This window comes from Pseudoalteromonas sp. H71 (assembly GCF_001468485.1).
GTDB lineage: Bacteria > Pseudomonadota > Gammaproteobacteria > Enterobacterales > Alteromonadaceae > Pseudoalteromonas.
On record NZ_LODI01000035.1, the window covers coordinates 160355 to 175560 of the forward strand.

Genomic DNA, 15206 nt, shown 5'->3' on the forward strand with positions numbered 1-15206 from the left:
ATTATATCGGGTGTAGTTATTCATAAACGTATTTTTAAAGATATGTTTAGTTTTAGGCGTAACAAAGGAGTGCGTAGCTGGTTAGATGCGCACAATTTAAGCTCGGTACTTGCACTGCCATTTCATTTAATGATTACCTACACAGGTATTATTACGCTTATTTTTATGTTGTTCCCCTACCCTGCGCTAACTACCTACGACAATGGCATGCGTGGTTTTTTTAACGATGTATCGCCTAGTAATAACGTGACTAATAAAGCGCAAGGTAGCGCAGCAATGATGCCTATTAACACTATTTTGGATCAGGTTTATACTAAGTGGCCAGATGCAGATATACGCAGTGTTAGAGTAAGCGAGCCTAATATGGCGGCCTCAACGGTTACTGTTTTGGTAGACCCAGTTAAGGCGCTGCGCGATCAAACGCCAAGGCTTTTATTTAGTGGTGCCACAGGCGAGTTAGTTGCACAAAGTGATGATGAACTCACTAACAGTAAGGCGCTTTACGAGTCACTTAACTCTATGCACACAGGGCGTTTTGCCACACCGTTATTACGCTGGTTGTATGTATTAGGCGGTATTGCAGGCTGTGTGATGATAGCTACTGGCTGCATAATGTGGGCTAAACGTATACGCGAGCGCAATAAAGGTAAAGCATCGTTTGGCTTACAATTAGTGGAAGGCTTAAACCTTGCGACTATTATGGGCTTACCGCTTGCAACCTGCGCATTTTTTATTGCCAATAGGTTACTTAGCCCTACCCTTTCTGGGCGCGACGATAAAGAAGTAACAGCGTTCTTTTTAGCTTGGTTAGTGGTGGGTGTTATTGCCTTAATTAAACGCGATAAGCTGCAATGGCGAGTAATGGCCGCTATTAATGCGCTTGCATGTTTAAGCGTACCTGTAGTTAATGCGCTCACAACTAATGGCAATATTGTTAGTTATTTAATGCATAAACAGTGGGCGTTATTTATATTTGATGCGCTATTTTTGCTCTTTAGTATATTGTTTTTAGTACAAACCGAAAAATTACGTACTGCTACAAAAGCAAAACACACACTCTCAAGTAGTCGTTCAAACACTAATAAAAGGCAAAAAGCATGATTGATTTATTCAGTTTTAGCCTGTGTTTGTTCGCGTTTAATGGTTTTGCGCTGGCTAAATTTAACCACTTTAAAGATGTTTTTAAAAAACGTCCTACCGAATTACAACGCACACTGCTTTTAGCTATTGCTTGGATCAGTATTTTACTAAGTTTAGCGATATGTGTAGAAACACAAAGTGGCTATGGCGGACTGCTGTTTTGTGGTTTTATGAGTTTAAGTATTTTAATTATAACGATTTTTTATAATTTACTAACTAGGCTTGTAAAAGTATTTAGTGTTTTAAATGCGGTATTAATTACAGTGAGTGGGCTATTTTAGCGTTAAATTAGCTTTAGTTAGTAAAATCGTGATCTGTAGCTATAAATTTTAGGCAAAAAAATGGCAAGCCATTAGGCTTGCCAAAAATAGGGGGGATATTCAGTATGTCCAACACTCGCTGTCTCACGGCAAGTACAAGCAGTATAGCCAATTAATATTTAAGTTAATTTACAATGACATGATACTTTTATGACAGCTGTAAAGGGGCTTTACACACCTTTTTGTTCTACCCAAATTATTTGCTCTGTAGCAAAACCAAGTTTTTTAGCTTTAGCTATAAAATGTTGTTTAAGCTCGTCGCTAACTTTAGGCTTACGCGATAAAAACCATAAAAAGTCGCGGTTATAGCTCGTTATAAACGCGTATTGGTAATCGGCTTGGTCGAGCTCAAAAATTAAGTAAGCACCATAAAATGGGCCAAAAAACGACACTTTAAAATGGCCCGTGTCACTGCTTTCTACAAATTTAGCTAAACCTTCCGCTTCATCCCACTTTTGCTCTTTAGTAATATACCCTTTGTTAAGCACCTTTACTGTGCCGTCGTCGTTTACTGTGTAAGTCGCGGTTACTTGCTCCATACCTTCTTCAAATGAGTGATTAAGGCGGGCAATTTCGTACCACTTACCTTTGTATTGCTCAAGGTCAAAGTTTTTAACAGGGGTAATACCTTCAGGTGCACTTGTGCAGGCAGTGAGTAAAAATAACCCTGTAATAAGTAAAATAGTTGTAATGGCCTTCATGAAAGCTCCTTTTTAAATATGATGCTGTTTGTACGGCTATAAGCCAATAAAGTTTGCTAGCCGATTAAAATAAATTGCTATAGGATCAGCTAAATACTAGAGCAATTAAAAGATTAAAGCATGAAAATATGGGTAGATGCCGACGCGTGCCCCGTGGTTATAAAAGAAATTCTTTTTAGAGCCGCAGAGCGCACACAAACACCAACCATCTTAGTGGCTAACCATGCAATGCGCATTCCGCCTTCAAAATTTATTAGCCGGGTACAGGTTTCGAGCGGGTTTGATGTGGCCGATGACGAAATAGTAAAACGTGTAGAAAAAGGTGATTTAGTTATCACGGGCGACATACCCCTTGCCAGCGAAGTTATAGACAACGGTGGCCAAGCACTTAACCCGCGTGGCGAGCTTTACACGCCAGAAAACATTCGCTCGTTACTAAACGTGCGCGACTTTATGGATACTATGCGTTCAAGCGGCGTTGAAATGAGTGGCGGGCCACCACCACTTAGCCAAACTGACCGCCAAAACTTTGCTAATAACCTTGACCGCATTTTAGCTCAAAACAAGGCCAAGTAAGTGACAGATCAAGCTGTTGGCTTAGGCGAGCATGATTTTAATGTAGCTGTGTATGTCGCAAAAGCACCGCCTATGCCCTACTTTGAAACCCTGCAAAGTGTTGAGCCTGTAATCAACGAGCAAATAAATACCATAAACCAGCACTGTGGAAATGGTTGGCGCAAGGTGTTTAACGTATACGCTAAAGTGTTGTTTGCTCTCCCGAGCGAGCATTACAGCTTTGCTAAACAAGCCGATAGCTGGCAAGCGTATCGCGATAAATTTTTACTGCAAAATAACAGTAAAACAGCCCTTTTATTTAGTGCGCCTATTATTAACGGCACTAACAAAAACCAGCTACATATAATTGCTGGGCGTACACACGCTAAAAACTTACTTCAACAAGGTAAGCTTAATGCGCAATTTAATTGGCTCGACGATGAGTTTGCAATTGATACAACCAACCACATTATTGTGTGTCCATATTTTGATTACAGGCAGTTAAGTAATATTAAAATAGCTCGATTAAGCGAGCTTGTAGCTAAGCTTAAAACAGCTAATTGAAAATGTAAGGAATCCACATGGCGGGAATTTTAGAACTGAACACCTTGCTTAAAACAATGAACCCTGAGCTTAAGCAAGGTGAATACATATTTTGCTGTTTAGCAGGTGGCCTTGCCGACTACGTTCACTTAAATCCACTTGCCAGCTATGTTGAAGAAGAGGGGTTAACCCTTATTTTAAATGCAGATACCGCCGACAAAGCCGGCATTACTTATGAGGGTAAATATAATTTAATTACCCTTAATGTGCATTCAAGCTTAGAGGCTGTTGGGCTAACTGCTGCGGTATCGGCTAAATTAACCGAGCATAATATTAGCGCTAATGTAGTGGCTGCGTTTTATCACGACCATATTTTTGTACAAACCGATAAGGCACTGGCTGCATTGCGAGCACTTAAAGAGATTTGTTAAATTAAACTTAACTATATAATCACTCGGTTATGGGTTGTTTACTGCCCTAACCGAGTTTTTAGTTTTTGTAATTACACAATCGATTCAACTATATTTAATGCTTTAATTTCGTTTTCATGGGTTATGCCATCAGCTTCAATTACTTGCTTGAGTAGCTCTAAAACAAACACCCTCATTGGTTGGTCAATAATGTGCGACATACGGTGTTGAATAAATGACTCTATTTCGTTTGCCTGCACAGCTGAAACACATTTTTTAGTCATTTCTATAATATAATTGTCTATTTGTATTGCTGAGTTCCATTCAATTTTTTGTGCCCAAGCACTCACTACATTTAGCTCTTCGTCAGCGATAGAGCCATCAACGGTAACAAAAAGTAAAGCCAGATCTAATAGCGATTCTTTTTGAAGTTGCTCAACACAAACGCCCATATCAAAATTATTTAATAACTGTTCAAACTTCATAGTGCTTCCTTGATGGATAAATATACTGCTAAAGAGCTTATAACAAAGCACACCAAAAAGTAGTTTTAATGGGTTGGTTTAATTGCAACATTTTGTAAGTAATAAATAATACAACTTTTTTCGCTAGCTTAGCTTTCGGTACTTTTATTGTTTATGCAAAAGCTGTTATTAGCCGCTTCTAGCTTTACTTTATTTCCAGTTTTAACTCTTACACAGCGAGTGCTATTAGGCAGTTTTTTCTTTTGAATAACTATAAACTCGCCGTTCTCTGCATCGTTAAGTGTGTATTGATATGCTGTGTTTCCGCCTTCAAACAAAGCCGTAAAGAGTCCGCCAACCAATGCTCCCGCAATGGCGCCGCTGATCATGTCTTCGGTGTTACCATCTAAATCTTCGGCTAAACCAACGCCGGCACCAACCATGATTCCGGTCCCTACTTCAGATGACAGCTTTACCTTTTCAATCGATTCGACTGTTGCATAGTAATGCTTAATGATATGACCTTGGTCGTCACGGTCAACGCCTTGAGAAGCACAGCCAGACAGTAATAAAAGGGCAATTAAACTTTTTTTCATGATTATTCTCTGTGTTGATAATGAGTACAATCATAATCGCTAATTCGTAATAAAACTGTGAGAGCTTTGTTTGTAGCTGTTAGAAGTTGTAAGAATGTGTTCAGAGGAAAACATCGACTCAGGAAAAGCCGATGTTTAAATTAAGGCGATTAAACAACGTATCCGCTAAAACCAAGCGCTTTAAAATACAGCTTAGGAATACCGTATTTACACTCGTTAAGTAACTCGCTAAAGCGCATTCTATCAAGTGGATAAAATTCACTTTCTAAGTTTTGAGCTGTGTAGGCTTGCCCTGCATCACTTAGGCCTAAATTGGCACACACAGTAATTTGTGCTTCGCGCTCAAAGTCGGTTTCGGGTTTCATTAAATCGCTAATATATAAGTGCGCGCCTTTATTTAAATTAGCTTTAATGTTTTTAAGTAGCTGCTTTTTGCTGCCATCGTCTTCTAAAAAGTGCATTACAAGTAGGCATAGTGCGGCATCTGCCTTGGTCGAAAGTTTATCAAGCTCGCCTTCAATAACGTTAACGCGCTTTGTTATGCCGTGCTCTTCAAACGCTTGTTTAGCAATGGCGAGCATATCACTTGAGGTATCTTGCGCGGTAAATTGCCAAGTAGGGTTAAGCGAGGCAAGGGCGAGTATTTCTTTGCCTGTGCCTGCGCCCACAACTAAAATATGTGCGTTATCGTTAAGTGATGCTTTAAGTTGTGCAGTGGTAAGTTGGTGCAATAGCTCATAACCAGGTACTAAACGCGTTATGCGGCTGTTGTAATGGGTTGCTTGCTCGCCTGTAAATGTTGGCATTTTTAACTCCTTTAATCAGCTTATAAAACTTCAACAGTGGAGTATCCACCACTTTGTTTACTTACATGTACTTGCGTGGCTACACGTTCGCTCATTTCACTCACATGCGATATAACCCCAACTTTGCGCCCTTGTGCTTGTAATGAATCGAGCGCGTCCATAGCAACGCTGAGTGTTTCGCTATCTAACGTACCAAACCCTTCGTCAATAAACAAAGAGTTGATTTGCACTTTATTCGACGAAAGTGACGCAAGCCCTAACGCCAGTGCCAGTGAGACTAAAAATGATTCACCACCAGAGAGCGTATTAACCGAGCGTTGTTCGTCGGCCATGTCGCGGTCAATAATGGCAATATCGAGCGATTGCGCAATGGCTGTGAGCTCGTAGCGTTTGTTAAGGGTTTTTAAATGGCTATTTGCATAATGTAGTAATATTTTTAGCGTTTGTGTTTGCGCTAAATTACGCATGGTTTTACCGGTTGCATCGCCTAATACTTTATTAAGCAAGTGCCACTGCTCTACCTGCTTTTTAAGGGCAACTAGCTCAGTTTGTTTACCCTCAAGCGCTTTGGCATTTTGATTATGCTGCTCTATGGCGGTATTAATGGTAAGTAAACTATTTTGCTGCTCAGTTTGCTTTGTATTTAATGCCGCTAATTGCTCGCTAAGTTCAGCGTGGTTTTGTGATGGCTTGTTAGTATTTTGGTGATCTGTATGCGCACTTTGTTGCTGTTTAAGCGCAGCATTTGCATCTAAAAGTGCAGCTGAAAGCTGCTCAAACTGGGTTAAATGGGCTTTAATTTGCTCACTACTTAAAGCTAGTAAAATTGTGATCTGCTCATGCGTTGCCTCACTGTACTGGGCTTTAAAGTCGCTAAACCACTTGTTATAACGTTCCTCAAGGGTTGTAAGCTCTGTGCTTTGCTCGGCTAAGCGAAGCTCTGCGTTTTTAAGCTCAATTGCATGCTCGTCTCGTTTTTTAACAGCACTATCATAAGCTTGCTGGCTGTTAGTTAACTGAGCTTGGCATTGCTCAAGCAGGGCATTTATTTTTGCTTGATAGTCGTTTGCGCTTATTTGCTCGTTATTAAATAACGCAAGGCGCTCACTTTGTGTTGTATTTTGTAACTGCTGAGCACTGGCTAAATCATCTTTTAGTGTTTTTAGTGCACTTTCGCTTTTAGTCATTAGCGGCGTAAGTTGCTGCAATTGCTGATTGGCAGTGTCTATTTGTTTTTGACTTTGCTCAAGTTGCGCATGTGTTTGCTGATACTGATCAACCTGCTGGCTTAAATCGCTAAGGTTAAGTGAGCCTGCTTGTAGTTGCTGCCAAAAGTTGCTGTGTTCAAATTGTGCATTAAGTGCTGAAGTTAGCTCACTAATTTGCGACGTTAGCTCTGCGTGTTTTGTCTTTACTTGGTTTAGTTTATTGGTTAATTCACTATTTAAATTATGCAATTGCTGCTGTGTTTGTTGCTCTGCTTTTAGTGAGTTTCGTTGTTGGTTTACTTTTTCTTGCAGGGCATTTTGCTGTTTTTGCGATTCATAATACTGCGCTTTTTGCTCGATGAGTTGTTTATAGTTTTCATCAAGCTGCTCTGGTGTAAGGGCATTTAAGTGAGTACGCGCAGCCTCCATGGTAGTTTTCATTTCGCTTCGTTTAGCATTGAGCGCTTGAATGGTTTGGCCGTGCTGAGCGTGTTCGTTAACGAGTACGGCATGCTGGGTTTGATACGTGTGTAACTGCGTTTGGGCACTATCGTGCTGCTTTTTGGCATTAGTATAGCTGCCTTCAAAATCGGCTATTAAGTTGTTTAATTGCGGGTTTTGATTAGTAGCATAGGGGTGCTCGGTTGCACCGCACACTACGCAGGGCTCGTTAGGGTTAAGCTGTGCGCGCAAATGCTCTACGTTTTCGCTGGCACGAAGGCGAGCTTGGTTTAGCGCGTATTCGCTATGTTTTAGTGCTTGCTCGCACGTTGCTAGGTTTTGTAAAAGCAACTGCTGCTGTTGCTCACTTTGGCTAAGTTTAGCTGCAATGTTATTTTGCGTTTGTGTGCTTTGCTTAAGCTCTTGGGTAAATTGTGTGTAGCGTATTCGCTGCTCTTTTAAGTAATCAATATTTTTAAGTTCGCTGTCGCATTGCTCAATATTAAATTGGCGTTGTTGCTCGTTCAGCTCATTTAGGTTTTTTTGATCATGGCTTAGTTGCTGCTCTTGCTGCTCTACTTTTTTATTTTGCGTTGTTAAAAGCTCGGCCTGTTTGGTTTGCTCTGCTAGTAACTGCTGGTTTTGAGTTGCTGCTGCTTTAAGCTGCTCATTAGCGCTTAGATACTGATTAAAGCTATGTTGGTAATAATTCCAATCATTCGCAAATGGCTTAAGCTGCGTATGCTCAGTAAGCCATTGCTGATGCTGCGTGTTTAGCTTAGTTGCTTCATCAAGCGCGGTTTGGCTTTGTTTATGTTGCGCGTGTAAATCACTTAATTGCTGTTGTTCTTTGTTGCGTTGCTGAGTAAGGCTAGTAATATTTTGTGCGTGTATAGCAAGCTGGCTGTCGAGAACGCGGGCTTTTGCAATAATTGGCTCAGCAGATTGCTTTTGCTCTTGCGCTATTTTTAACTCGCTTTGCTTTGTATTAAGTGTTGCGGTTTGCTCTTCAATAAGCGCTGCATGGTTAATAATTTTTAAGTCACGTATTTGTGTATTAAGGGCGTTATTTTGCGCCGTTAAATACGCATGCCGCTTACGGTTATCTTTTATTTCAAGCGCGCTTTGTGCTTGTTTTGCTTGCTCACTTTGCTGTGCAATTGCTGCAAGTTCGTTGTTTGCATGCTGCTGATTTTTTGTGGCTTCTTCAAGAGCTTGCTCAAGGGTATTGGCTTGCTTGTACCAATTTAAATTTTGCTCTGCGCTTGTTAGCACTTTTTTAGTGTGTTCTATTTGCTGTTTTAGCTCATTAAGCGTGGTGTGCTTTAGTGCTAATTCATCTTCACTCAATAAGGTATAGCTTGCGAGGCTTGCTTGTAATAAATCAAACTCATCTTTTAGTTCTTTGTTGCGCTCAAATATACGCTTACCAATCAGGCTAAATTTATCGGTGCCCGTCAGGCACTCTAATAATTGCGCGCGTTCATCGCCTGTGGCTTTTAAAAATGCAGCAAATTCGTGCTGCGCTAGTAATACCGCACGGGAGAATTGCTCAAAGCTTAGCCCTATTTTGCTTTCTATTTGTTTTAGTGTTTGGCTTTTGTCAGCTATGAGGGTTTCATCTGGCAAGGTAACTAACGTATGCTCGGCTACTTTTAATTTACCTGTGGCTTTTTTATGGGTGCGCTGGATTGAATAACGGGCGCGGTAAAGCTGTTTGTCTTGCCCTACAAAGTCAACTTCTGCGAAGCCTTCCCATTTTCCTCGGCGCAATAAGTTACGGGCATCGTTTAATTTTATGCTGTCGCCATTAAAATCAATCAGGTTACCTTTATCGCCCTTTAGTCGTGCTGTTTTTGTGTAAAGTGCTAAACAAATGGCATCTAAAAAGGTACTTTTACCTGCGCCGGTGTCGCCGGTTATAGCAAATAAACCTGCATCTTTAAGTGGGGCTTGTGTAAAGTCGATTTCGGCGTCAACTATCGACGCTAAGTTATGTATGCGTACTGCGGTTATTTTCATAGTTGCTCTTGCTCCGCTAGTTCACTTATTACTTCGTTTAAAAGCGCTTTTAGTTCATCGGGTACACTTTGCCCTGCCATGTCTTTATCGTTTGCAAAAGCTTGCTCTAATAAATTTTGTGGGTTGAGCATTTCAACCTCACCTAAATCTTCAAATACAGCGTCGCTGCCGTTGTTATCTGATTGTTCGCGTACGCGTTCGATACCGCAAAATTTTACATTTTTGCCCTCCAGTGCCTGTTCTATTTGTTCTCTGAATGTGGTGTCGGTATCACTTGATTTAAGCTTTACGCGTAAATAGGGTACTACGGTATTTTGCGATGTATCGAGGGTTTTAATTTGTTTGCACAGTTCATCTAATGGTACACACTCCCCTTTTGGTAAAATGATAACGTCGGCTGAGCGCGGAATGTAAAGGGGGTTTACAGTTGTACTAATGTTCTTTTTTTCATCGCTTATAAATTCAATAATATTAACTTGGTGAGTATAATTACGCTCTGAAAACGACATAGGAATAGGCGTGCCGCTGTAGCGAATAGCGTCATTTTTAGCAACTTGTTGCGCTTTGTGTAAATGGCCCAAAGCGAAATAATTCGCTTTACTGCCAAATACATTGGCCGAAATAGACTCTTCACCACCTATCACTAAGTTACTTGATATGTCGCCTCCTTTAGCGTGTAAGTGGCCCATAACTATGAGTGGTGCGTTTTGCTTGTTAATTTTATAAGCATGATTTAAGGCAACTTCGTATGCTTTTGCAACGCCTTGTGCGTAGCTAGGGCCGTTTTCTGTTTGGCTTAGTGAACTTATATCGCTTGAGCGTAAAAAAGGCATAGCGGCGATTACAGCGCGTTTATTATTAGTATTTATTTCTAAAATAATATCGCTAGGCGCTGATACATCAAAACGACCTACTACGTGAGTATCAAACTGAGCAAGTAAAGGTTGAGCCGCCAATATACGGTTAGCAGAGTCATGGTTGCCCGCAATAATAACAACATGTAAATGTGGGCACTGTTTTTTGGCGTCTTTTATAAACTGATAAAGTTGGTTTTCGGCGCTAGCGCTTGGTGTTGCCGTATGATAAATGTCGCCTGCAACTAATAATAAATCTATTTGCTGCTCAACAAGTGTAGCAAGTAACCAGGTAAAAAATGCTTGATGCTCTTCACGGCGGTCGTGTTCGTAAAATTGTTGGCCAAGGTGCCAATCTGAAGTGTGGAGGACTTTCATGTCGCGCTCTTAAAAACCAGTAAGAGCGCCAATATACCCAAGGCAGTTAAAGATGCAAGCCTCTGTAGTACTAAACTGTTAGCTTAAGCTGTACCAAATGCCAAAAATCATCGGCAAAGCAATTAATGCAAGTAGCAGAGGTTTTTTTAACGTTTTTGTTTGCTTTGTTTGTAGCCTTTTAAGCGCATTCGTTTCATTACAAGCGGCTACTTTGTCAATGTAAAAATAACCTGAATCAAGATACTGCTTACAGCTGTTTTCGTTGGCTGGGATTGCAATTAGTTCTTGTTGTTTTTTTAGGATATAAAAATCCATAAGCCCACCGCATTTCTTACTAGTAATCGATACTGTATTTGAGGATAAATATTAGTAATTTATTTGCCTCAAATAAAAAGGTGGGCGATTTTAAATACAAATGGCTACAAAGATCAACCAAAAACTACTGTATTTTTAATTTATCGTACAAATAATTAAAATTAGTGAAATCACGGCAATATTTGCGCCAATTATTAGCCGTTTTTTACTGTGTTTTTGTTCAGTGTTAAGGCGTTTTAGTGCATCTTCTTTATTGCAGGCAGACACAACATTAACATACGAATAATGATTGTTTTTGTAGCGCTGTAGTAGCTCTTTATTGGCAGGGATCGCTTCTAACTGTTGGGTCTTTTTCACAATGTAAAATTTCATATGGAGGACCTAAAAAACGTCACTTAATTTTACTGTAATTTAGGGCGTGTTGACCTTTGCGGAGTGAAATTTGTTCAATCTAGGGGTGATTAAATCGCGGCGCGAGGTTTGTAACCTAGTGGGCTAAGTAAAAACCGAGTAACAAAGAGTTTATCGCCCCTAGGCAGAACCCGAAGGGCAGCGCCTGTTTGGCATTTATGCTGCGTTATCGCCTATTTATGGGGAATAACCACACTACATAGACTCTGCCTTGCCTAAAAGCCAAACATGCTGCAAATTCAACCATCAAAGATCAACACGCCCTAATTTGATGAACTTGACCTGAAGTTATTAGTGCGGGTAATACCTTTGCTTTTTAATATCCTATTCGGCTTGTAAATTGTAAACCCCCTTTACACTTTTTTATGAACTGAAATAGGTAACATATTATTCTTATTTTATTGTTTTAATTATCAGTGAATACCACCCTAAAAATAGGGTGTTTGGTCGCTATTTAATTGAAGAAAATGACTATATTTGACACAGTATGCTCACAAAATTAATTTAGGACTAACAATGAAAAAAATAAGTCTTACGCTAAGTGCGCTTTTATTGCCAGTGGTAATGTCGGGCGGTGCTTTTGCGTCTTCAGTTGAACAAACAAAAGGGTCGTTCGTTGATAAGTTTCGTCAATTAGACGAGGCATTACCTACACCAAATGTGTATCGTAGCGCAGCGGGTGAGCCGGGTGAAAATTACTGGCAACAAAAAGTAAATTACGATATTGACGTGAAATTAGATGAAAAAAAACGTCGTTTGAGTGCAAGCCAAAGTATTGAGTATAAAAATAACTCGCCGCATACATTAAAATATTTATGGTTACAGTTAGATCAAAATATTTTTAAAAGCGATTCAATTGCTGAAACTACAAAAACATTTAAAAGCACACTTGAAAGCTTACCAGCGCAAAAGCCAGCAAAACTTAGCTTAGGGCAGTTGCGTCGTCAGCAGTTTATGAGCGATAACGAGCTTGGCTTTGCAATTAGCAATGTTAAAGACGAAGACGGCAAAGCACTACGTGTAACAATTGTAGATACATTAATGCGTATCGACTTAAATGAGCCGCTAAAGCCAGGTAAAGAAGTTGAGTTCAGCATGGACTTTGCGTTCAATATTGTTGAAGAAGATGCTGTAGGCGCGCGTTCAGGTTATGAGCACTTTGAAAAAGACGGCAACGATATATTTTTACTTGCACAGTGGTTTCCGCGTTTAGCAGCGTACACAGATTACGAAGCGTGGACAAACAAAGCCTTTTTAGGGTCGGGTGAATTTACCCTTGAGTTTGGCGACTACGATGTAGAAATTACAGTACCCGCTGATCACATTGTTTCGGCAACAGGTAAGTTAGATAACCCAAGTAAGGTACTTACAAGCACACAGCGTAAACGTTTAAAGCAATCGGAAACGGCTAAGCGCCCAGTGTTTATAGTGACCGAAGAAGAAGCACTCGAAAACGAAAAAGAAGGCACAGATAAAACTAAAACGTGGCGCTTCAAAGCCGAAAATGTTCGTGATTTTGCGTGGGCGTCTTCACGTAAATTTATGTGGGATGCAAAAGGGTATCAGCAAGGTGGCGATGTTCAGCCACTTGTAATGGCAATGTCGTTTTTCCCTAAAGAGGGTGGCGACTTATGGAAAAAATACTCTACAGAATCAGTAGTACACACAATGGAAGTGTATTCAAAGTATTCGTTTGATTACCCATACCCAACTGCACAATCGGTAAATGGTCCGGTTGGTGGTATGGAATACCCAATGATCACTTTCAACGGTCCGCGTACTAAGTTACAAGATGACGGTACACGCACTTATTCTCAATCAGAGAAACGTTTTTTAATTGGCGTTGTTATTCATGAAGTTGGTCATATCTACTTCCCAATGATTGTTAACTCTGATGAACGTCAATGGACGTGGATGGATGAAGGCCTAAATAGCTTTTTAGATGGCGTTGCTGGGCGCGAGTGGGACCCTACTATTCCGTGGGGTGTTGAGCCTCGTGATATTGTGTCGTACATGAAATCTGAAGTCCAAGTGCCGATTATGACGCAATCAGATAGCGTACTTCGCTTAGGTCCTAATGCGTATACTAAACCTGCTGCCGCGCTTAACATTCTACGTGAAGTGATTTTAGGTCGTGATTTGTTCGACTTTGCGTTTAAAGAGTATGCTCAACGCTGGAAGTATAAGCGCCCTACTCCTGCTGATTTTTTCCGTACTATGGAAGAAGCTTCAGGTGTTGATTTAGATTGGTTTTGGCGTGGTTGGTTTTACACCACAGACCATGTAGATATTTCGCTGGATAAAGTGTATCAACTTCGTTTAGATACTAAAAATCCAGATATTGACTACAGCCGCCTACGTGATATTGAAGCCGATAAGCCAACATCGTTATTTGTTGAGCGTAACCGCGCTGAAGGTAAAAAAACATGGGTTGAGCAAAACCCTGATATTACCGATTTTTACGACGAAAATGACCGTTTTACGGTAACGAATAAAGAGCGTAATGCTTACAACAAGTTTTTAAAAGGGCTTGAGCCGTGGGAGCGTAAAACGCTAGACCGCGCATTAAGTGACGATCAAAACTATTACGTAATGGAATTTTCAAACCTAGGTGGTTTGGTAATGCCTATTTTACTTGAGCTCACGTACGAAGATGGTAGCAAAGAAGAGCGCTATATACCTGCTGAAATTTGGCGTCGTAATCATAAAAACGTGCAAAAGCTTATTGTTACAGATAAAGATAAACCGCTTGTATCAGTAAGCGTTGATCCGCGATGGGAAACAGCAGATGTCGATATAGAAAACAATAACTACCCGCGTCGTATTATCCCTTCACGTATTGAAGTGTTTAAAAAGAGTAAGAGCAAAGCTAAAGTGAGTCGCGATATCATGCAAGATATTAAAACAGAGCTTAAGAGCGATGAGAAAAAAGACGAAAAAGATGACGTTGAGGAACAGCAATAATGCGTTTTTTGCTTATTGTCGTTTGCCTTTTAGTTGCTGCGCCAAGTTTGGCGCATCAATTAAAATCATCTGTTACAACCGTACTTTTTAACAAAAGAACCCACAACGTTGAGCTTATGCATCGATTTTACTTGCACGATACAGAGCATGCGGTTAGCAGCTTATTTAAAGGTAAAATTGATATAATTAGCAATAAAACTGATCAACAACGCTTTGCCAAATATGTTGAGTCACATGTGGCTTTGCAAACATTAAATGGTGGCGTTGTGCCCCTAAGTTTTGTTGGCGCGCAGGTTGACGGTAAGTTTTTTTGGGTTTACCAAGAGGCGCCCATCCCAGAGGGAATTGAAGGGATAAAAATGAGTAACGGTGCGCTGCGCGATTTGTGGCCATCGCAAGTAAATATGGTCAACGTTGAAGGCAAAGGTAGGGTTAAAACCCTCAACTTTGCTCAAGACGATACCTGGCTTGAAGCTCGCTTTGAGACTAACTAACTCATCATTAATACACAATGCGCACTTTGTTTAAGTGCGCATTTTAATGCGCTGTTTAAGCTGTATTCATAATTGATCGGTAAAATATTGAGATACGTAAAAATCCAGGTTGTTTATATTTACCTTGTTTTGCGCAACATACAACTAGCTGCTAAGCTTCTTTTCATTGGTAGTTGCTTTGAAGTTAATGTACACCTCGCACTATTAATTTAAATATAATTAGTATTAACTGTTCCCATTTAAGGGTGTAAGTTCAGAGAATTTTATGTTTGAAAAAAGCTTAACTAATTATTTTCACAAACAAGGATTGGTATGACGACTCAGGTAGAGGCTATCCATGGTGTTATTTTTGATCTAGATGGTACATTAGTATCGTCAGAGCTCGACTTTTCACTTATTAAAGCCCAAATTGGCTGTCCCGATAACGAAGATTTACTCGACTTTATAGCGGAACTTCCTTCTCCTTACATGCGCGAAGAGGCAATGAACATTGTTCATCAGCATGAATTACTAGACGCCCAACATGCCACGTTACTACCTGGCGTAAGTGAAGCCATTGCACTTTTACATGAACGAAATATTCC

Annotated in this window: 15 protein-coding genes and 1 pseudogene; 8 read left to right on the forward strand and 8 right to left on the reverse strand. The window is 40.3% G+C overall.

Annotated elements, in window-relative coordinates:
- Both ATS71_RS14130 and ATS71_RS14135 read left to right on the forward strand, forming a co-directional pair.
- Positions 1-1101, forward strand: a 1101-nt coding sequence (locus ATS71_RS14130) for a PepSY-associated TM helix domain-containing protein (RefSeq protein ID WP_235591496.1), incomplete at its 5' end; no start/stop codon positions are given.
- Positions 1098-1421 carry a DUF3325 domain-containing protein gene (locus ATS71_RS14135; RefSeq protein ID WP_058405402.1) on the forward strand — a complete coding sequence of 108 codons (324 nt, stop codon included), beginning with the start codon at positions 1098-1100 and terminating at the stop codon, positions 1419-1421. The genes ATS71_RS14130 and ATS71_RS14135, both read left to right, overlap by 4 nt.
- Positions 1422-1630: 209 nt before the next feature.
- Here the strand turns inward: ATS71_RS14135 and ATS71_RS14140 are convergent, their stop codons facing one another.
- Positions 1631-2161, reverse strand: coding sequence for a lipocalin family protein (locus tag ATS71_RS14140; RefSeq protein ID WP_058405403.1), 531 nt, complete (start codon positions 2159-2161; stop codon positions 1631-1633).
- Positions 2162-2281: 120 nt separating this feature from the next.
- On the opposite strand from ATS71_RS14140, the gene ATS71_RS14145 reads away from it, so the two are divergent.
- From ATS71_RS14145 to ATS71_RS14155, 3 genes are read left to right on the forward strand one after another with little or no spacing between them, the layout of a single operon-like run.
- Positions 2282-2737 (forward strand): YaiI/YqxD family protein, encoded by a 456-nt coding sequence (locus ATS71_RS14145; protein WP_058405404.1) that lies wholly within the window; start codon positions 2282-2284, stop codon positions 2735-2737.
- Positions 2738-3280: a DUF6942 family protein gene (locus tag ATS71_RS14150; RefSeq protein WP_058405405.1), complete on the forward strand. Its 543-nt coding sequence runs from the start codon at positions 2738-2740 to the stop codon at positions 3278-3280. It abuts the gene before it with no gap.
- Between the two features lie 17 nt (positions 3281-3297).
- Positions 3298-3690 (forward strand): ACT domain-containing protein, encoded by a 393-nt coding sequence (locus ATS71_RS14155; RefSeq protein ID WP_058405406.1) that lies wholly within the window; start codon positions 3298-3300, stop codon positions 3688-3690.
- 71 nt (positions 3691-3761) lie between these two features.
- On the opposite strand, the gene ATS71_RS14160 is transcribed toward ATS71_RS14155, so the two are convergent.
- The 7 genes from ATS71_RS14160 to ATS71_RS14190 all read right to left on the reverse strand — a co-directional run bounded on the left by ATS71_RS14160 (position 3762) and on the right by ATS71_RS14190 (position 11125).
- A complete protein-coding gene (locus ATS71_RS14160; RefSeq protein ID WP_058405407.1) occupies positions 3762-4154 on the reverse strand; it encodes a hypothetical protein in 393 nt (130 codons plus the stop codon).
- 128 nt (positions 4155-4282) lie between these two features.
- Positions 4283-4729, reverse strand: coding sequence for a hypothetical protein (locus ATS71_RS14165; RefSeq protein ID WP_058405408.1), 447 nt, complete (start codon positions 4727-4729; stop codon positions 4283-4285).
- Positions 4730-4878: 149 nt separating this feature from the next.
- Positions 4879-5535 carry a class I SAM-dependent methyltransferase gene (locus ATS71_RS14170; protein ID WP_058405409.1) on the reverse strand — a complete coding sequence of 219 codons (657 nt, stop codon included), beginning with the start codon at positions 5533-5535 and terminating at the stop codon, positions 4879-4881.
- Between the two features lie 20 nt (positions 5536-5555).
- Entirely contained in the window at positions 5556-9206 is a 3651-nt protein-coding gene (locus tag ATS71_RS14175; protein ID WP_058405410.1) for an AAA family ATPase, read from the reverse strand.
- Complete coding sequence (locus ATS71_RS14180; RefSeq protein WP_058405411.1) at positions 9203-10438, reverse strand: exonuclease SbcCD subunit D; 1236 nt, start codon at positions 10436-10438, stop codon at positions 9203-9205. Before ATS71_RS14180 ends, ATS71_RS14175 begins: the two co-directional genes overlap by 4 nt.
- Before the next feature lie 78 nt (positions 10439-10516).
- Positions 10517-10753: a hypothetical protein gene (locus ATS71_RS14185; protein WP_058405412.1), complete on the reverse strand. Its 237-nt coding sequence runs from the start codon at positions 10751-10753 to the stop codon at positions 10517-10519.
- A 135-nt stretch (positions 10754-10888) separates the two neighbouring features.
- Complete coding sequence (locus ATS71_RS14190) at positions 10889-11125, reverse strand: hypothetical protein (protein ID WP_058405413.1); 237 nt, start codon at positions 11123-11125, stop codon at positions 10889-10891.
- A gap of 555 nt (positions 11126-11680) precedes the next feature.
- Here ATS71_RS14190 and ATS71_RS14195 point away from each other — a divergent pair.
- The 3 genes and pseudogenes from ATS71_RS14195 to ATS71_RS19145 form a co-directional block, all read left to right on the forward strand.
- Positions 11681-14128 (forward strand): M1 family metallopeptidase, encoded by a 2448-nt coding sequence (locus ATS71_RS14195; RefSeq protein ID WP_058405414.1) that lies wholly within the window; start codon positions 11681-11683, stop codon positions 14126-14128.
- Complete coding sequence (locus ATS71_RS14200; RefSeq protein WP_058405415.1) at positions 14128-14622, forward strand: DUF6702 family protein; 495 nt, start codon at positions 14128-14130, stop codon at positions 14620-14622. The genes ATS71_RS14195 and ATS71_RS14200 overlap by 1 nt, the downstream gene beginning before the upstream one ends.
- Positions 14623-14934: 312 nt before the next feature.
- A pseudogene (locus tag ATS71_RS19145) lies at positions 14935-15206 on the forward strand (HAD family hydrolase); the annotation flags it as partial.